This window comes from Alteromonas sp. MMG017 (assembly GCF_018100795.1).
Classification (GTDB): domain Bacteria; phylum Pseudomonadota; class Gammaproteobacteria; order Enterobacterales; family Alteromonadaceae; genus Alteromonas.
Genome location: NZ_JAGJDY010000010.1, coordinates 91,003 through 111,411 on the forward strand (window position 1 = coordinate 91,003; position 20,409 = coordinate 111,411).

13 protein-coding genes and 1 tRNA gene are annotated in these 20,409 nt (G+C 43.0%); 12 read left to right on the forward strand and 2 right to left on the reverse strand.

Features of this window, described 5'->3' with window-relative positions:
• Positions 1 to 48: 48 nt before the first annotated feature.
• The 10 genes from J8L84_RS15745 (at position 49) to J8L84_RS15790 (ending at position 15,168) form a co-directional block, all read left to right on the forward strand.
• Positions 49 to 1,422, forward strand: a complete 1,374-nt coding sequence (locus J8L84_RS15745; RefSeq protein WP_211071515.1) for an MATE family efflux transporter — start codon at positions 49 to 51, stop codon at positions 1,420 to 1,422.
• 86 nt (positions 1,423 to 1,508) lie between these two features.
• A complete protein-coding gene (locus tag J8L84_RS15750) occupies positions 1,509 to 3,374 on the forward strand; it encodes an IucA/IucC family protein (protein WP_211071516.1) in 1,866 nt (621 codons plus the stop codon).
• Positions 3,361 to 5,127: an IucA/IucC family protein gene (locus tag J8L84_RS15755; RefSeq protein WP_211071517.1), complete on the forward strand. Its 1,767-nt coding sequence runs from the start codon at positions 3,361 to 3,363 to the stop codon at positions 5,125 to 5,127. The genes J8L84_RS15750 and J8L84_RS15755 overlap by 14 nt, the downstream gene beginning before the upstream one ends.
• Positions 5,128 to 5,143: 16 nt before the next feature.
• Positions 5,144 to 6,451, forward strand: a complete 1,308-nt coding sequence (locus tag J8L84_RS15760; RefSeq protein WP_211071518.1) for an AMP-binding protein — start codon at positions 5,144 to 5,146, stop codon at positions 6,449 to 6,451.
• 2 nt (positions 6,452 to 6,453) lie between these two features.
• The gene (locus tag J8L84_RS15765) at positions 6,454 to 7,785 is read left to right on the forward strand and encodes a DUF6005 family protein (RefSeq protein ID WP_211071519.1); all 1,332 of its coding nucleotides are present in this window, start codon (positions 6,454 to 6,456) and stop codon (positions 7,783 to 7,785) included.
• Entirely contained in the window at positions 7,782 to 8,624 is an 843-nt protein-coding gene (locus tag J8L84_RS15770; protein WP_211071520.1) for a sugar phosphate isomerase/epimerase, read from the forward strand. The genes J8L84_RS15765 and J8L84_RS15770 overlap by 4 nt, the downstream gene beginning before the upstream one ends.
• A gap of 33 nt (positions 8,625 to 8,657) precedes the next feature.
• Positions 8,658 to 9,752, forward strand: a complete 1,095-nt coding sequence (locus tag J8L84_RS15775; protein ID WP_211071521.1) for a heparan-alpha-glucosaminide N-acetyltransferase domain-containing protein — start codon at positions 8,658 to 8,660, stop codon at positions 9,750 to 9,752.
• Positions 9,753 to 9,918: 166 nt separating this feature from the next.
• Positions 9,919 to 10,005 (forward strand) — tRNA-Leu (locus J8L84_RS15780).
• Positions 10,006 to 10,880: 875 nt separating this feature from the next.
• Positions 10,881 to 13,466: a TonB-dependent receptor gene (locus tag J8L84_RS15785; RefSeq protein ID WP_211071522.1), complete on the forward strand. Its 2,586-nt coding sequence runs from the start codon at positions 10,881 to 10,883 to the stop codon at positions 13,464 to 13,466.
• 193 nt (positions 13,467 to 13,659) lie between these two features.
• The gene (locus tag J8L84_RS15790; protein WP_211071523.1) at positions 13,660 to 15,168 is read left to right on the forward strand and encodes a tryptophan halogenase family protein; all 1,509 of its coding nucleotides are present in this window, start codon (positions 13,660 to 13,662) and stop codon (positions 15,166 to 15,168) included.
• 72 nt (positions 15,169 to 15,240) lie between these two features.
• On the opposite strand, the gene J8L84_RS15795 is transcribed toward J8L84_RS15790, so the two are convergent.
• Positions 15,241 to 16,662 (reverse strand): glycoside hydrolase family 32 protein, encoded by a 1,422-nt coding sequence (locus J8L84_RS15795; protein ID WP_211071524.1) that lies wholly within the window; start codon positions 16,660 to 16,662, stop codon positions 15,241 to 15,243.
• 149 nt (positions 16,663 to 16,811) lie between these two features.
• Between J8L84_RS15795 and J8L84_RS15800 the strand changes: the two genes are divergently transcribed.
• Positions 16,812 to 17,822 carry a LacI family DNA-binding transcriptional regulator gene (locus tag J8L84_RS15800; protein WP_211071525.1) on the forward strand — a complete coding sequence of 337 codons (1,011 nt, stop codon included), beginning with the start codon at positions 16,812 to 16,814 and terminating at the stop codon, positions 17,820 to 17,822.
• A 21-nt stretch (positions 17,823 to 17,843) separates the two neighbouring features.
• On the forward strand, positions 17,844 to 19,088 hold the full coding sequence (locus J8L84_RS15805) for an MFS transporter (protein ID WP_211071526.1): 1,245 nt from the start codon (positions 17,844 to 17,846) through the stop codon (positions 19,086 to 19,088).
• 207 nt (positions 19,089 to 19,295) lie between these two features.
• On the opposite strand, the gene J8L84_RS15810 is transcribed toward J8L84_RS15805, so the two are convergent.
• A complete protein-coding gene (locus J8L84_RS15810) occupies positions 19,296 to 20,393 on the reverse strand; it encodes a Gfo/Idh/MocA family oxidoreductase (protein WP_211071527.1) in 1,098 nt (365 codons plus the stop codon).
• Between the last annotated feature and the right edge of the window lie 16 nt (positions 20,394 to 20,409).

The following is a 20,409-nucleotide window of genomic DNA, read 5'->3' on the forward strand; positions in this document are numbered from 1 at the left end:
CCGATGAGGTTCCCAGCACAGGCTTATATATTTACAAACGAGCAAGCAATGAGTAGTCGCGAGCAAAATCGGGTTCTGGCAGGCCCCACTATCCCCACGTTTTTTTATTACGTCATTCCCTCAATGATAGGGCTTCTATCACTGACTACAGCCAGTCTTGTAGATGGTATTTTTGTAGGAAACATCGTTGGTTCAGATGCCCTCGCGGCAGTGAGTTTACTACTGCCTTATTTAACCTTTCTTATCGCTATATCACTCATGCTCGCTATTGGCGGCGCAGTCACTGCAGGAAAGTACTTGGGCGAAGGAAACACTGCCGCCGCCTCTGGCATCATGAGTAAAACACTGATGACCGCCGTATCGGTTAACCTTTTTTTCGCACTGCTTAGCTTTGCTCTAGAGCCTACGCTCTATGTCATTTTAAACGTACCTGAGCCTATCCAACCGCTGGTGACAGAGTATTTTGCCATTATTCGCTGGGTATTTATTTTGCAACTTAGCACCATGGTGCTTTATTACTTTGTGCGCACCGATGGTCATCCTGTGCTAGGAACAAAAGCCTTAGCCATAGGGGCGCTTACTAATGTTGCCCTTGATTGGATATTCATACTGCACCTTGATATGGGAATAGCGGGCGCCGCCTATGCTACTGCCATCGCGCAACTTATACAGTGCATGGTGCTAACAACCTATTTTTTCAGTCCCAAACGTACCTTACGCTTTTCTTTTAAACAGCAAAATTGGCGCGCTATCGTGTCCACTGCCTATAACGGCGTTTCAGAATTCGTAAATGAAGTATCAGTTGGTGCGCTATTCTTACTACTAAATTGGCTACTGATTGCGCAGTTAGGTACAAATGGTGTTGCTGCGTTTAGCGTGGTGAATTATTTTATTTTTCTTAGCGTGATGGTGTCTTATGGGGTAGCCGATGCTCTTCATTTACTGGTTAGCCAGAATTACGGCGCCAAGAACACTCCTCGAGTTTACGCATTTTTAAAGATTTCACTTTCAAGTGTATTACTAACCGGCTTGCTGTTGGCGGGGGCACTGATTTTTGCACAAACATCTCTCACAACCTTATTTTTAAATGAACGGGACAGCGAGGTAACTGAACTTGTTGGTGACGTTATTGGCCTAATGTGGCCGGTATTTATTGTAAATGGTATTAATATTCTTTTAGGGTGCTACCTAACGGCCATTCATAAACCCGCGCCATCCGCACTGTTGGCGCTATGTCGTAGCATTTTGCTCCCTGCCACTATGCTGGTATTCCTCTACCTTGTTTTTTATCACAGCACACTATTGTCGCTGTCACCTTCCCCGCTACTATTTCTGATCGCACTGCCTATTGCAGAATGGCTTACCTTTGGCTTTGCACTCATATATAGCTTTCGATTTCGCCCCTCTACGCTTTTGGAATAAGTAACAAATGTAAACCAACTTGAGTATGATAATCATTCTCATTACGATGAAAGGGAATTTTAATGTCTGAGTAATGGGAGAAAAGCATGGCCACAACCGCCAAGCAAATCGCAGATAATGCATCCTACCAAGCTTTTGTTAACGGCTATTTAAAAGAAATAGATGAAGGAGTTTGGCACTCAATAGCACAATGGAAAACCGCGAGTGGTTTCGACACAGAAAATCACGACAAATTCATGCTGGAATTACAACTACAGCACAGTGAAATAAAGCTAGTATTCGGTGTGGCGTATCGGTCAATCGTAGGAAGACACAAACTCACTGGCATATACCATCAACGTCCAAACAGCATGGAATGGCACCCGCTAGACTCAGTGTCAGCCATCATGCTTTTGATTAAAGAAATTTACGCTCGGTCAAACAACACTTATGTTTGTGACCAGGAATTAGAGCTAACATCTCGCACTATTGAAAGCCATCAGGTCATGGCTGATTATATTCAAGAAAGAATAGATGATCCCGCACTACAAAGCCCTCGCTTTATTGACTCTGAACAATCGGTATTGTTTGGTCACTGGTTGCACCCAACACCCAAATCGCGTCAAGGCATGCACCGATGGCAACACACCCATTATGCCCCTGAACTTAAAGGTAGCTTCAAGCTCTATTTTTTTGCCGTAAAACGCAAATGGTTAAATCAAAGTTCGGCAATTTCACTGTCTGGCGAACAGATTGTGCTTCGTATTGCTGAGCAAGAAACTTGTGATGCACAACTCGCCGTGGTTAAACAGTTCAGTGAATCTGACAAGGCGTTAGTGGCAGTGCACCCACTTCAAGCAGAGTGGCTATTGAAACAAGATTACATTCAACAATTAGTTTCCACACAGCAACTACAGCCCCTAGGCCCGCTGGGCGCAACGTTCACACCAACGTCGTCGGTACGAACCCTTTATTGTGAACAGCTTAACTTCATGGTGAAAGTTTCCATTCCGGTTAAAATTACTAATTCCATGCGCATTAATATGGGTCATGAGCTTGATGCTGGCGTGACGTTAGCGAAGCTACTTAACACAACACGCTTTTCTTCTCTTCATCCTCAGTTTCAAGTGATAGGCGACCCCGCTTACCTCTCACTTTCTTTACCTAACAGGGATGAAAGTGGCTTTGAAATGATCTTGCGGGACAACCCGTTTACGCAAACCCAGCATGAATTAGGCATTGGAGGAATACAGTCGATAGCAGCACTGGTGCAGGACGCTATTGTTCCTAATGACCGTTCAAAGCTTGCCACCATTATTCACACCCTTTCGGATAAGCAGGGCAGCTCATTGCATCAGACAAGCATTGCATGGTTCAACCGTTACTGGCAATGCGCAATAGAGCCCGCCATACGATTATTCGATGAATTTGGTATTGCATTAGAAGCCCACCAACAAAACTCTTTGTTAGACCTTACAGAGGGCTACCCAAAAACGTATTTTTATCGCGATAACCAAGGCTTTTATCTTTCTAGTTCGGTTAAAAGCAGGCTAATGCAGCTAGAGCCCGATCTCATTAAATGTCCTGAGTTATTTTATGATAACAATATGATTTTTGACCGATTCGGCTATTACTTAGTTATTAACCAACTTTTCTCTGTCATTAATCGCTTTGGCATAGATGCGCTAGTTGGTGAAGAAACCCTGTTAAACCTAGCTCGCACCAAATTAGATAAACTATTCACCCAGCTCTCGCCCCTTGGGCAACATTTAATACAATCCATTACAGAGCGTAAATCTATACCGTGCAAAGGAAACTTACTGACTCGTGTAGATGACGTTGATGAATTACAGGCTGAGATGGAGCAAGCTGTTTATACCCAGATTAAAAACCCTTTCTATCGCAAAGCCCCCTCTATCTCTGTAACCGTAAACGTAACAACCACGCGCGAGGCCTGCCTTGAATCAGCCTAATATAGAAAGAAAAAACCAATTAGCGCATTGGTTGCATGGGCAAAATACAGCGTCAAAAGCTCGCGTGATCAAGCAGCTTGTTGAAGCCTTGCTCTTTGAACAGATTGTTCCTTACCACTACACCAATGGCAATTTTTGGTTTGCCGTTGGTGACACCCGGTATATTGCCCGCGGCCAGATATCAAGCTTTGGCCGCATTCGATTAGATGCTACTTATATAAAACAAATTGCCCCCTTTAAAACAGCTACTATTGATTTGCCTACGTTGGTAAATGCCTTGCCCGCAAGCGCTGCCACTAAAGGCCAATTACTGAACGAGTTATCTCAGACCATTGGGCTCTGTGAATGGAACGCTGCTCATTTAACCCGGCCTGAAAGCCGGCGCTCGTTTGATTACCCGGCATTAGAGTCAGCTATTTTAGAAGGGCACCCTTATCACCCTTGTTTTAAAGCGCGCACCGGTTTCAGCCTTGCCGATCATGCTAACTATAGCCCCGAAGCAAGTCGTTATTTCAAACTTCATTGGTTAGCTATCAAACGCACTTTTTTAGCATCAAATCTACCTACTGAGGAAGATTGTTTTTGGCAGCAAGAACTTGGCGATAAGACCCTACATGTACTCCAGCAACGTCTAAAGGCGTTAAGCCCACATAGCCAAGAATATGGTTTACTGCCAATACACCCGTGGCAACGCAACGCCCTCGACGAAGCACTCTTACACCCTATCAATAGCAAAGATATTATCGACTTGGGTGAATGTGGTGATAGCTATCAAGCCACCATTTCAGTAAGGACTTTACTGAATATCACTTCCCCCCAAAAAGCACATGTAAAATTACCGATGAACATGGTAAATACATCATCTTTGCGCACCATTGAGCCCCACTCGGTCACAACAGCACCGGTCATTTCAAACTGGTTAGATACCCTTATCAAGCAAGATAGCTGGTATCAAGAAAAGCAACATCTTGCCATTCAACATGAATATGCTGGCATCGTGGTTCGCCCCCCTAATACCGACGCGAGTAGCGAACATTGGGCAAGCCAATTAGCCCCAAGTCTTAGTGTGATATTTCGTAATAGCCAACCTCTACAGGAGTCACATTCACACGCCCTCCCCTTTGCTGCACTGTCACTTATTGAGCAAGACGGGTTACCTTTCATCGACCCATGGATAAATAAATACGGCTGCGAAACTTGGCTAAATCAACTCATTGAAGTTACCGTCATTCCAGTTTGGCATCTGTTAGTCAAGCATGGCATCGCTGTGGAAGCACACGCCCAAAATATGATTTTACGGCATCAAAAAGGATGGCCAACATCGGTCGTGCTTCGAGATTTTCACGAAAGTGTTGAGTATGTAGAAGACTACCTAGCACAACCTGAGCTAAAACCTGATTTCTGTGAATTACACCCCGACTATGTTGATGCACCCGATAATCAGTATTACTGGATGTCTGAAGTTGATGCCCTCCGGGAGTTATTGGTCGATACCTTGTTTGTATACAACCTTACCGATGTGGCCACACTAATGCAGCGCTTCTACCACTATGAAGAAGCCCAGTTTTGGCAACAGGTTACTCGTGCATTATCTGATTATGAGAAAACCGCACAATCGTGGCGTAGCCGCATACAAAAAATCGATTTGCTTGCACCCAAGGTTCAAACAGAGTCTCTGCTCGCTAAAAAGCTCAGCGGACAAGGTACGCAAGAATTCCATCACACTATTCCTAACCCTTTACATCCACTTTAATGTGCAGGAGATTTTCATGTTAAGTGTCGATTCCACTTTCTATTCCACCCACGATTTTGAACGTTTCTACCAGCAGTTCTCGAGCATTACCGCATTGCATGTTAAGCACGTCAACATAGCAGTCTGTCTTTATGACACTGCGACTTGGTTAGCGTTATGCCTTTATGCTAAAAACCATGAAATTTCTGTACTGCCAATACACCCAGACACACCACTAGAACTTGCTAAACGAACGGCAAGCCGGGCAAAGTGTACAGCGTTGTTTTACGGCGACATGCACAATCAAGTAACTGTTGAGTATAGTGGCGAGAACGACAAGGTAGCAGGGCTTATTCAGATGAGTTCAGGCACCACAGGTGAACCCAAATGCATAAAACGAAGCTGGGTGGCCATTGATATAGAAATTGCCAGTTACATTTTTCATTTTCAAGACGCGGATGACATGACCCCATTCGTAGCATGCCCCGTTACCCACTCCTACGGCCTCATTTGCGGCGTTCTGGTAGCCTTAGGCCGAGGCAAAAGCCCAACCGTTATTACCAATATTAATCCTAAATTCATTATAAAGAATGTAATGGCAGCTAAGAAGCCATTGCTATATTCCTCTCCCGCGATGCTAAGCATGATTAGCTTACTTTGGCCTAAAAACAGCTCGCTTTATGCTGCAATGACCTCCGGTACTTTGATGTCAAAACCAGCACTTGAAAAAGTGAGAGGGCGGATAACACATCTATACCAACAATATGGGTGTTCTGAGTCTGGATGTGTAAGCTTAAGCCGTATCGAATCTTCCAATACCAGCATTGGTAAAGTTCTCCCTCATGTTCAAATATCGAGTGGGCTAGATGCCAGTCATCCAAAAGAGATTGTTATAACCATACCTGCAATTAATGCGAGCCATCAGCCACAGGTTATCCATACCAACGACTTGGGCTATTTTGAACAGGCAGAAAATGGGTCGCCTACTCTGCATTTCGTTGCCCGCCAAGATGACACCATTATTGTGTCGGGTTTAAATGTATATCCGCAAGAAATTGAAGATATTGTTCTGGAACACCCAAGCGTATTAGATGCCGTACTATTTAAAGTGAACGATTCCGCAGCGGGCCAGCGTGCCTGCTTATATTTCACCACTGACACACTCGATGCTGATGCGCTGCGCACATGGTGCAGCGGCAAACTTGCCAAATACCAAATTCCACAATTTTTGCACGCCGTAGCACATATAGAGCGCTTGCCGAATGGCAAAGTAAATCGGAAAAAACTGGCAGAAAATTACGCACATCAAAAACAACAAAATACGCTTGAGCAGGTAACAGGTTAGCCATGAATAAAAACACCATTATTGATGCCATCAAATTGGTACTTGAACAAGAGCTTAATAATCAGAAGCTAGACCATTTCACTTCGTCGGCGCGGCTAAATGAAGATTTGTATTTAGACTCAGTACAAATTATGCAGCTACTCGTGCATATTGAATTAACCCTTGGCATCGATATACCTGACGCAGCGCTAAGCAATGACGACGTTGCTACCGTGTCTTCGTTAGCGGACTTCCTATTAACGCAATCTACTAGCGATAACGGTAACAGCAGCCATGCTCCTAATGACATAGCGCAGGTTCAAGAAGAATTTGAAGATATTAAGGTACACTGCTTTGTGAGTTGCTTATGTGAAAGCATTAAAGCTAATGAACAAGTTGATCACAGGCCTTTTTACTTTGGAGTATGGGACGCTGAAGTACTCGTTAACCAACATTATCAGTTAGCTTATCACTCCGATGACATCAACCACGATGTCTTTAGGGAATGGTATAAAAAACTTTATGGTGTCTCGGTTACCTCGTGGTACTGCGAGACCCTCAGTAAACAAGAGAACCTTCATACCTTACAAACGTTATTGGCACAGAAATCTAAAAGCGAACATATCATGGTTATGCTTGATATGTATTTACTGCCAGAGCGGGAGAACAAATTTAATCAAAACCCCTTCCCCCACTATGTGATGTTGGAAGAAACAAACGACCCAGCTACATGGTTCATGTACGACCCTGACTTTCGTTGGGAAGGGACCCAAAACAAAAACCAAGTCATCGCAGCTATTGAATCGGAAGCTGTGGCGGGCGGCTATATTTTTGATAGCAGAGACATAACGCCTACAAATAACACCGTTGTCGGTGAGTACTTTCTTGCCAGCTTCAATGCACAAAACAACCCCATGACCGATAAAGTGCGCGAAGTTGTTCATGCTCACATTGATAATGACAATAACGACACTGATGCCACCCAGCTAGGTGAAGCCCTTAAGCAACTTCCTGTATTAGCCATTCGAAAGTATGCCTATGAACACGGCTTTGCATTTTTCTGGCGTGACATTGGCTTTCCTGAAGCTGAATTTGAACACTGGTGTGATGTGATTGAAGCACTGGTTAGCAATTATAAAAACATTCAATTTCGCGCAATGAAATTAGCGACAGAGCAGCTTAGCTTAACGAATAAGAACGCATTAATCGCTGAAATATTCATGTTGTTAGATCAGCAAGATGAACGAGAATTCAGGATTAAGCAGCATTTATTCGACGTATTTTCACAGTGGTCCGCTTTACACAACCTACACCTGTATAACTCGCAGATCGTCGCAGAGGACGCTACAGCATGAACCTTTCAATTTGTACCATCTCTTTTCGACACCAATTGATATCGATAGAAGAAATAGCGCAGTGGGCACAGGCCAACCATTTTCAGGGCATTGAGCTTTGGGGCGCACATGCAAATAACCTTACTAACCAACCGCATTATGATAGACATTGGCTAGCATCATATGGTCTAAAGGCCACTATGCTTAGTGATTATCTTCCTCTGCTGGTTTCTGAAAACGTGCTTTACCACAAAGTACAACACCTTTGCAGACTAGCCAAACATTGGGGTGCAAGCAAAATTCGCACTTTCGCTGGGGGAAAAGGCAGTCATGATTACACAGAAACTCAAAAAGCAGAGTTGTTCAATCGTCTACAAAAAATATGCGACTGGTTAGCTCCCCATGACTTGAATTTGGTGATAGAAACCCACCCAAAAACCTACGCCGATTCAGTAACATCAACCCAAGAAATGTTTGCTCATGTGGATAGGGCTAACCTTCAGCTTAATTTCGACGTACTCCACGTGTGGGAATCAGGCGCAGATATAACCCGCGCGCTTGATGAACTACTGCCTCATATTAATCATTTCCATTTTAAGAATATTAGCAGTGAAAGCCACCTTTCTGTCTTCGCGCCTGAAAACGTTTATGCCGCTGCAGGAACGCGAGAAGGCATGGTACCTATATTTGAAGGGGCCGTAGATTATGAACATTTTATTGAGTATTTACACCTACACCATGGTGCAGGTATAGCCAATGCAGATACCTCATTGGAGTGGTTCGGAAACCATTGCAAACAAGTGCTCAGTCGCGATAGATATTTAATTCAGCAATTACAACAAACATGTTTAAGCGCATAGACGGCCACTTGTATAGTAAGTAAGGAAGTAAAAATGACCATTTCGGCCACAACGCCAATACAGGCTTCTCAGCCTGCTAATGAACGCCTTCTCACGTTCGATTTTGCCAGAGGAATACTTATTATCTTAATGGTACTGGTCCACGTCCTAGACTTCTATGGCGATACAAGTACGCGTGAAAGTTTAGTGGGCTCTACTATTAGGCTTCTTGCCAACTGGCAAGTGGCCGCGTGGTTTGTATTTATTATGGGAATGTTTATTACCTACAGCGGCCAACAATCGTTATCAACGGGTTTAAAACGCGCGTTAGGGTTATTCGCACTGGGCTATGCGCTAAATATTGCCAGAGGCTCCATTCCAATGTGGCTTTCGCTACAATTCGGGCTAGTAACACAGGAGCAATTGGGAAGCTATACGCCTACTACTGAATTTTTTATTGTGGATATTTTACAATTTGCTGGCTTAGCGTTAGCGTGCTGTTTACTTGTAAAGCATCTATTCTCCGCCCCTAAATACTGGATTGGCTGCGCCCTTTTAGTGACGTTTCTTTCGCCCTATTTTTGGGACATCACGACAGGGAGGAGTTACCCCGATGAAGCATTGAAACTCTTTTTTGGGAATAAACATCAAGGCGCAATGTTCCCTTTGTTTCCTTGGTTAGCTTACCCGCTTGCAGGCATGGTTTTTGGCTGTTGGTTAAAATATTCAAACAGCATTCAACTGTTTTTTAAAACATCACTTTGGATAGGCGCAGCATTAACCGCCACTGGCACGTTACTAACTATGACCAATACCGATTATCATATGGCCAGTAATATGCGAGCTGGCCCAGGAATGATAATTAGCCTAACAGGTGGTGCGCTTGTTTTTTTATGGCTCTGCCAACGTTTAACAGAAAATCTGAGTGCTAACCGTTTTGTTTCACTTTTGTGCTTTTGGGGGAGAAACGTTACAACCTATTACGTTATTCAATGGCTTTTGATTGGCTGGGGGTTAATGCTGGTAGGCTCTCAACAATTGCCGCAGATAGCGACGATTTCGGCAATGTTAGTGGTAATGGCACTGTCTCACTTTGGCGTATTGTTGTGGTTAAAGGTACATAGTGTTCGTGCAATGAGAGTAGCCTGACCAGCATCAACATTTTTGGCTGCAACCGGTATTCAACGCCTTTTGGAGCCAAGAATGTTTATCTTTTATTCAGTCAGACACATAACGGTAATAAAACCCTAAAAAAAACTTGTACACCTGAGCTACATCGCTATAATGCAGCCTCATTGATAGCAAGCCTATCTAAGCCAGTGTGATGGAATTGGTAGACATGACGGATTCAAAATCCGTTGCCAGCAATGGCGTGGCGGTTCAAGTCCGCCCACTGGTACCAAACATTTAAGCCAACTTTTTAGTTGGTTTTTTTGTGCCTGAAATTCATGAAATCGCCACGCAAGCGTGTCGGCCGAGTGTCGGCCCAGCCAAAGTCCGCCCACTGGTACCAAACATTTAAGCCAACTTTTTAGTTGGTTTTTTTGTGCCTGAAATTCATGAAATCGCCACGCAAGCGTGTCGGCCCCCGCGTGGCGACCAACCTAAAGTCCGCCCACTGGTGCCATCTCTTTTCTTACCAATGAAAGAGATAAACAATAAACCGACTTAATGTCGGTTTTTTTGTGTCTGAAATATATGAAGTCGCCACTCAGGCGTAGTGGCCGATCGACTTTTTTAATACTCCGATGACCTGAGAATCTGAATCGCGTGATGGTCCTTAGTCGTTTCCTGCATCAATTATTGTAGAAAACTTTAATTAGTCTGTCTCAGTTTAGGGGTAGTAGAGACAGGCTTTAAAACGCACTCAAATACTGTTCCGCGTAGCTTCATTGAAAGCATCTCTCCCCTCTCTTAACAGGGTAACACTCCCCTTAAAGGGCCATACCTATTTCCATAAGAGTGCTCTAACATTCAATTAACTTAATGAACGATATGTCAATTTTAAAGGGAGTACTGCGGGGCGGCAAATTTATATGTGAAAGCGATTGTATTTTATAGCTTTTCTTAGATTCAGCGGATTATTTTGCAGGAACCTTTTCATTAATCAAAAGTATAAATTTAGTTGAAAAGGCTAAAAACCTTCATTTTGTTGTTGCAAGTGAGTAAAATATTTGTAAAATGTCCAACGTTGGTCATAAACACACACATTATTACGCTACACAATTTTCGGTGTAAAAAGCACACTAAAAATTATTAGGTCTGTCAGGAGGCTTCATGAGTCATCGTCAAATAAGTCAACACAATACAAAGCATTTCCAGAAAAAGCGCTTGTCTGTTTTAGTATCCTCTCTTTTCGCATGCACTGGTGTAAGCATGCTAGCAATGAGCAATCTTGCTTATGCTCAAGAAGAAGTGCCGGAAAAAGAAATAGAACGAATCTTTGTTACTGCAGTGCCAGGTGGAAGTGCAGATCCACTGGAGTCTTCAGTATCAATTTCTAGCATAGACGCAGACAGCCCCGTTTTTGAAGTATCTCGTACAACAGCCGAGATACTTAGACAAATTCCAGGCGTTCGTTCAGAAGCATCTGGTGGTGACGGTAACGCGAACATTGCTATTCGTGGCTTACCGATAGCATCTGGCGGTGCTAAATTCTTGCAGCTTTGGGAAGACGGCCTTCCAGTATTAGAGTTTGGCGATATTTCTTTTGCTAACGCAGATATCTTTTTACGCGCAGACGCAAACGTTGCACGTGTTGAAGCTATTCGAGGTGGTTCAGCATCTATACTGGCGAGTAACTCTCCGGGTGGTGTTATCAACTTTATAAGCAAAACGGGCGAGCAAGGCGGCGGCTCAGCAAGACTTACCAAAGGATTAACTTACGATACTACTCGATTAGATTTTGAGGCCGGTCATAATTGGGAAAATGGTTGGTACGGACACATCGGCGGCTTTTATAGAGTAGGTGAAGGCCCTCGTGAAGCTGGATATGATGTTAACAAAGGCGGCCAGATAAAAGCTAACCTAACGAAAGAATTTGATGGTGGTTATATCCGCGGTAACGTGAAAATTCTTAACGATCGTGCAGTAGGTTATATGCCAACACCTATGTTCGTAAGTGGTACAAATGCGAACCCAACATATAGCTCTATTCCTGGCTACTCAGCCAATGGCGACACCCTGCAAAGTGTGCATACAGATACTATTCAAGTACTGGATGAACAAAATAATGTTGTGCAAAAGCGACTTTCAGATGGCATGCAGTCTGACGTTAAGCAATTTGGTTTTGAAGCAAGCTTGGATGACATTGGCGGCGGCTGGTCATTATTAAACCGCTTTAAAATGGCTGATATAAGTGGTGAATTTGTCGTTCCCTTCCCCGCGTCGGTTGGCACGCAGGACAATCGTGGTGCGTTCGTTGGAAATTATCTTGCTGGCTCTGAAGGGCGAACAGACTTCAGCTATATCTATGCAACGGGCCCCAATACAGGTCAAGCACTAGCGTCCGATACCTCTGTTGCCGTCATTCACACGTTTAATACAGAGATGCAAGATTTAAGCAACCTGATGAATAACTTAGATTTGAGCAAGGTGTTCACGCTATCTGATGATTCAGAGTTAGAAGTTCATACGGGTTGGTACCACTCAGAGCAAGCAATAGAAAACTTTCAAAGTTGGCCTTCTTATCTAACATCAGTTGAAGGCGGTGGTGACACTGCGTATGTCGATGTTGTAGATGACGTGAGTGGAGAAACTCTGACTAGTGGCGGATTAATTTCATACGGTCCAGCTGAGTGGGGAAATTGTTGTAATGGTGGTTTCGACTTAAACACTAAGATTGATGCACTTTATGCAAATACGACTTATTACAGTGGAGACTTAACGTTAGATGCAGGTATCCGTTACGACTCAGGACGTACTACCGGCTCTCGTTCACTTGATGCTAATTCAATTCGAGTTACAGACTTCGACGTGAATAACAACGGTACGATAGAGGGCGTAGAAGGTCAGGTATCTTTGCATAACCCAGAGCCTGAATTCGCTGTCGACTTTGACTATGACTATTTTTCATATTCACTTGGTGCAAATTACCTAATAGACACTGGTTTAAGTGTGTTTGGACGCTACTCCGTAGGCTATCGCGCTAATTCAGAACGTCTTATTGGCCTGGTCTATTCACCTGCGAATGTTGCAGATCCAGATAGCTCGGCCTTTGGTAAAAAAGTAGGTGATATTGATGATGAGCGTATTGAAGATCAAGTAAAAATGTTAGAAGTTGGTGTTAAGTATCGTTTCGATAGTTTAGATATCAACGCCGTTTATTTCTCAGCAGAAACCCAAGAAGTCGTTGGCGAAAGCCGTGTTACCGGCGGTCCATTATCGTTACGTGATTATGAGTCTTCAGGTATCGAAGTAGAAGCCTTCTACTCTATCAACAACTTTAACTTCTCTGGTAATGTAACCTGGACAGATGCTGAAATTGCAGCAGACGATTTATTCCCTGACTTTGTTGGAAACGTACCGCAACGCCAAGCGGATTGGGTATACTCTGCAATCGCATCTTATGACACAGACTCATACACAGTAGGGCTAAACATAGTTGGTACGACTGACTCATATGTACGAAATGAAAATGTATTAGTCATGCCCGGTTACCTAACAACAAATGTGTTTGCAACTTATCGTTTCAATGATGACCTTTCAGTATCGCTGAACGTTAATAACATAACAGATGAAATTGGTTTAACTGAAGGTGAGAATGCTGCTGTAGGTGCATCAGAGCCATTTACTAATGAATACGTAAGAATGCGTTCAATTAGTGGCCGAAGTGCAGTTGCAAGCATCAACTATACTTTCTAAGTGAGTTTACTTGCCAAAGTGTAAGTATGCCTCTCCATTATGGGTCAGTGTGCAGCCCAATATGTGAGAGTGTTGTGTGGCTCTTGTTATAAGAGCATGGAAGAGGGCCTTTGGCCCTCTTTTTTTCGTTATGCACGTTTTACGACATTTATAAGTACACTGAATATTTCATGTTGGTATTGAGAGTTTAAATATGCGCAAACCTGATAATGCGATAAAGAAAGTCATCATAGTTGGTGGCGGTACTGCTGGATGGATGAGTGCTTCTGCTTTAGCAAGCTCCTTTAAAAACAACAGCGTAGATATCACCTTGGTGGAATCTGACCAAATTGGCACCATTGGTGTTGGCGAAGCAAGTATTCCGCATATAAAAACATTTAACCGTCACGTTGGTATTACTGAAAAAGACTTTATGAGACGAACTCAAGCCACTTTTAAACTAGGCATTGAGTTTGTTGATTGGAAGCAAAAAGGCCATCAATACTTTCACCCTTTCGGGCCATATGGCGTAGATATGGATGGCGTGAGTTTCCACGCGTTTTGGCAGCGATTGCAGGCCTGTGGCCATAAAGACACCTTAGATCAGTACAACATAATGGCGATGGCTGCTAAACAACATCGCTTTAGGCACCCCGTTCAGCAGAAGAATACGCCGCTATCTGAAATTGGCTATGCGTATCACTTTGATAGCACTCTATACGCGTCTTATTTGCGTGATATCGCAGAGAGTAAGGGCGTCAAGCGCATAGAAGGCAAAGTCGTTGATACGACATTGCGAAATGACAATGGCTTTTTGAAAAGCATTACAATGGAAAATGGACAAACCTTAGAAGCCGACTTATTTATCGACTGTTCTGGGTTTTACGGTTTACTTATAGACAAAGTGTTTAAGGTCCCCTTCGTCGATTGGAGCCACTATTTACCAAATAATAGCGCTTGGGCCGTGGGTAGTGAAAAACTAAACTCTCAACCCCCTTTTACCCGGTCTACCGCTGTAGAAGCCGGATGGCAATGGCGGATACCACTACAATCACGTACAGGCAATGGCATTGTCTATTCTAGTGCGCACACGGACGATCAAAGTGCACAAGATACACTGCTGCGAAATATAGAAGGGAAATTAGTAGGTGAACCACGGAAAATAAGCTTCAAAACAGGTCATCGTGCACAGTTTTGGGTGAAAAACTGTGTTGCAATCGGACTGTCATCTGGTTTCTTAGAGCCTTTGGAATCGACATCCATTCACTTGATTCAGTCTGGTATCTCTAGGCTCATCAAACTCTTTCCAGATTTAGACTTTGAACAAATCGATATCGACCACTTTAATGAACAATCAACCACCGAGTTCCAACAGATTCGTGACTTTTTAATTTGTCACTACAAAGTGACAGAGCGCACTGATTCAAGCTATTGGCAGTTCTGCAAAAACATGGAAGTACCAGATAGCTTATCCCGCAAGCTTTCTCTGTTTGAAAGCAGAGGGCGGATCTTCAGAGAAAACGAGGAGCTATTTAATCGTTATTCTTGGCTTGCTGTCATGGTTGGGCAAGGTCTTACTTCTCGCGGATATGATGCAAATGCAGACATTTACTCTGAGCAAGAACTGAAGAAGAGAATGGCTGATATAAAACACATAATTGATGTAAACGCGAAGTCGATTCCGGAACACGGCGCCTACGTAGAGAATTACTGTAAAACCTAGTTTGCATAAGCGCTGAAACGCAATATCTTGTATGGCTAACTCACTAGATATTGCATTACAGCGCTTAAGTTTTTAAGTTAAGTCTTTTAAAGCAATGTTGGTAACATGTTCGGAAATATTCACGTTATTCAGGGAGGATGAAGGGAATACTAACGAGGTGATGCATTGCTCACCGTCGTTAAAAAAGCATTCGAATGAACACACATCAACATAAACCGCTAAACAAATAGTATCATTCACATCGAACACGATGGGTATGGTCGACGTTGAGTCAAATCCTTTGTCAGAAAAGCCCGTTTGACTTCGGTCTACTATTATTTCAGAGCGTTTTAGGTCAATAGAAATGGAAAAGACTTCACCTTCCTCATTAGTCCATACGATATCGGTTTGCGTTTCGCGTGGAGATATATTTAATGAGAGCTTGTAGGCTTGGGGTAGAGCCTGATTACACGCAAATTCTGTTTCTTGCGTTCCATATGAACTAAAATCTGGAAAGACTGGCGTCAACAGCCGATATGAATGATTACTTTTACCTAACTTAATGCTTCTAGGTAGCGTCATCGCACCACGCCACGTATCATCAGGGGTATTATTTGCGTAGTCCCAATTGCTCATCCACGCTGTGTACACTCTTTCTTCCAGTATATTTGGTGTGTTATCCCAAGTAATACCCGCATAGCAATCTGTACCATGGTCTAACCAACGAATTTCACCATCTTGCGGTACGAATTCGATACCGTCGAAGCTACCTATGAAATATTGAGTTGCCGAGCCACCATTAGGCCCACCAGGGTTAATGCTGATTAATAGCACCCAAAGTTGCTGCCCAGTTTCTTCACACCGTAAAGGAAACAAATCAGGGCATTCCCACACACCGCCATGAGCGCCAACGCCCTCACCAAACTCTGACAATTTTGTCCATGATTTAAGATTTTTAGACTTGTAGAAATGTACACAGTGCCCGGCGACTACAGCTTTAACCCAATATTGTTCGTCTTGTCCATCAAACCAAACCACCTTTGGATCTCTAAAGTCTTTAATACCAGGGTTAGCAATTACAGGGTTTTCATTAAACATGCTAAACGTATTACCACCATCAACAGAATAGGCGATACTTTGTACCTGTTCCTCTTTTATAGACTGTTGCGTGAAAGTAGCAATTATTGGAGGGACATTATCTATACCAAAGCCTGAAGTGTTTTTTCCATCGACTATTGCCCCGCCCGAGAAAATGTATCCCAACCCTTCTGGCTCAGCATACAACGCAATTGGTTTGTGCTCCCAATTGATCAAATCAGTCGACTCTGCTGCTCCCCAGTGCATATTGCCCCACACAGTCGCATCAGGGTTTAACTGAAAGAAAAGATGATACTTACCATCTAAATAAAACAGCCCGTTAGGGTCATTTATCCAATGACCAAACTTGTAAAAATGAAAGTGTGGCTCCCATTTGCCATTTTGCGATGGGGATGTCTCGCGAAGTGTACTATGCATAACTTACTCATCAATACGAATGTGGGAAAAAAGACTTGATTAAATGTCTATCGTTGGTCATTATGATGACTGATTTTAACAGTTTGTCAACAAATTCGAACAAATGTGAGACAATTAGTGTCTCCATAAACACATCGCAGTATATATTCATGTCATCTATAAAAGACGTAGCCGTAAAAGCTGGTGTATCAGTCAAAACAGTGTCAAGAGTGCTAACCAATTATGAAGGTGTAAGCGCTAAAACAAGGCTGAAAGTAAACAAGGCCATGGAGGAGCTAGAATTTTATCCTTCAGCTGCCGCTCAAGCCTTGAGAGGACAGGAAAAAGGCATTGTTTGTCTTATAACTGAGAACCTGACCACTACCCCTGACTCGTTCGACATTATTGCGGGGATCCAGCACGAGTGCGAAAAGCATGGCAAGTTGCTCATGATTGGTGAGTCAGGTGGCAATGTTAAAAGCTTTTCTCGCCTCGTTGATGATTTTAGGCGACAACGCGCTGAAGCAATCATTTTTGCTACCGTATCTCATAAAGAAGTAAGCATTAAAGAGTCATTCAACAAGTGCCCTCTAATATTGGTCAACTGTTACGAAAGCATTTTGAGACATCCAACAATAGTACCTGACGATTATTTAGGCGCGTTCAATCTCACCAGTGAATTGATCAAGTCCGGCCATAAGAAAATTGCCTACCTAACATTATTTGACGAGATGACCGCAACCCCACTTCGAGTAAAGGGCTTTAGAAAAGCGCACGAAGAAGCGGGGCTTAGCGTTGAAAACGAATTGATTGTAGAGGGTGTTTGTAAGAACCCAGATGATGAGTTTGCTAATCTCCCAGATGTCTTAAAGGACATTATGTCTATGCCAGAAAGGCCTACCGCCATCTGCTGTGGTAACGACAAAATGGCGATGCGTGTTTTTATGCTTATTCGAAAAATGGGGTACAAAATACCTGAAACTATCTCAATCGTTGGTTACGACAATTATAAATTGATTGCAGAAAACCTTGTGCCGAAACTCACTACAGTAAGCCTTCCGTATTTTGACATGGGGCAAATTGCCGCACAAATAGCTATTGATAAAGCATTACAAATAAACACTAAAACCCAAGAGATTAGCGGGCAATTACTTTTGCGTGATTCGCACCGCGCAATCTAACATCAAAACCAAGGAAAACTAATGACCGATGCCATATCAAAACGCAATTACTGGTTACTCAGCGGTTGCATACTTAGCTTTTTTTTAACATGGTCATTTTGTTTTTCGATTTACCCAATTTGGCTGAATCAGTCGATTGGTTTAGGCGGTACAGAAACAGGATTAGTTTTTAGCATTAATGCTTTAACCGCTCTTTTTATAATGCCCTGTTACGGTTTTCTGCAAGATAAATTAGGTATGCGTAAAAACTTACTCTGGTTTATTGGAGCAATGCTGCTACTCAGCGGCCCATTTTTTATCTATATATACACACCATTACTTACGCATTCTCTTTATTTAGGCGCAATAGTAGGAGGCTTTTATTGCTCTACTGCTTTTTTTGCCGGTGTTGGCGCTGTCGAAACTTATATTGAAAGAGTTGGCCGTTCAACAGGGTTCGAATTTGGTAAAGCTCGCATGTGGGGCTCTGTAGGCTGGGCTATTGCGACTTTCTTTACGGGTCAAATCTTTAATGTATCTGCAAGCTTGAACTTTGTGCTTGCTAGCTTCTGTGCGTTAATATTTTTGTCATGTCTTTACTTCGTTAAAATAAGTGAAAATACTGCGAAAGAATTAGATATTTCCAAACAAGCTAACTCATTGAAATTAAGTGACGCCCTTGGTCTATTTCGTCAGCGTAAGTTCTGGGCTTTTGCTACCTGGGTTGTTGGCGTTTCATGCATTTACGGTGTTTATGACCAACAATTCGCCGTCTATTTTGCAGCTCAATTTCCCACTAAAGCCGAAGGGAATGCTATGTATGGTTACCTAAATTCGTTTCAGGTTTTTCTTGAAGCTGGCGGTATGTTCATTGCACCATTCATCGTAAATAAAATTGGCGCGAAAAACGGACTGCTCTTAAGTGGAGCAATTATGGCGTTACGTATTATAGGTTCAGGATATGCTGCAGACCCTATCTCAATTTCAGCCATGAAGCTTTTACACGCCGCAGAGTTACCTATTATGCTGGTAGCAATCTTTAAATATATTGCAGCGATATTTGACGCTAGACTATCGGCGACTATTTATATTGTCGGCTTTCAATTTATGGGACAAGTTGCTGCCAGCGGTTTATCAGTATTACTTGGCATGTTGTACGATGGAATTGGCTTCGCCGATGCGTACAAAATTATTGGGCTTACCGTATTATTTTTCGTTTTAGTGTCTGCATTTGTACTCACTTCTGATAAGAAAGTTGACCCGTCTTGCGTTGCCTATGGCCGTTAAATAGGTGAATTTATTCCAGGCCAAAGAAGGCTAGTACCTTATTGATTGCCTTTTTATTTGAATCGCCACTGCTTTCTTAGACACCTCTTAGTTAAGTATTCTTACTATAAATAAAGAGGTGTTTATGAACGACAATCACTCCCACCGAAGAATATAAGCTGGTAGCGATTTATACGACGTAGTCGGTCTATTGTGTCTAACCACCACTCAAACCGGCACCGACTTTCCGGTTTGTGCAGCGCGAAATATTGCATTAACAATGCGAATATCGGCTAGCCCTTCACTTCCTGTTACTAGCGGTTGTCGGCCTGTAAGTATGGCTAAAGCATCATTGTCCATTTGAAGCGTTTGTTGCATGCCCTTAATAGGCTCAAGTATTTTCCCGTCAGAGGTTGTACCCGTTACACCGTTATAGCTTTGCATGGGTTTTAACTGATACCAACCTTGTTCGCAGTCCGCTTTAAAGTGGTTAAATTCTGTTACTACGCTGGTACCACAATCAGCCACCAATCCATCACCAAAATCCATGGTAAACATAGTAGTTTCATCAACGTCGGTAAATTTATTGGGGAAACGCTGGGGAGGATGACTACCTGTAACAGACAATGGTTCTTTGCCTGTTAAAAAACGGGCGCTATTTATAGCGTATACTCCCATGTCATAAAGCGCTCCACCTCCCATCTGTTTTTGCATTCGCCAATTGTTAGCGTCTCTACCTTGCCCTGCGTAACCAGCAAAGCTAGATACCTTTTTGAACTTCCCATAAGGCATGCTTTGCAGATAGTGATGAAAAGTGCGTGTGTTTGGCTCATGCTGCATTCGATAACCAATAGATAGCGTTACGCTATTCTTGTTGCATGCGTCTATAATGGCTTGGCATTCGTCACTGTCCATGGCCATAGGCTTTTCACACCAAACGTGCTTTCCTGTGTTCGCGGCTTTTACTGCAAAATCTTTATGTGTACCAGTTGGCGTAACGACATAAATAACATCAATATCTTTGTTATTCGCAATCTCATCCAAAGTATCGTAGGTATACACATTGCTATCCTGAATACCGTATTTACGCTGCCACTGTGAAATTTTGCTTTCTGTACCGGTAATAATGCCGCGCAGTTCACAATGCTCGGTATGCTGAAGTGCTGGTGCAAGTAAATTAGCACTGTAATTTCCTAACCCTAACAACGCAACGCCTAACTTTCTCTGCGATTGAGAGCCTCCTAATGCCAAGGAGAACGGACTATGAGCGGCTAATAAACCAGCCCCTGTCATACGAATAAAATGGCGACGTGTCACGTTTGACATAAAAACTCCTTAGCGA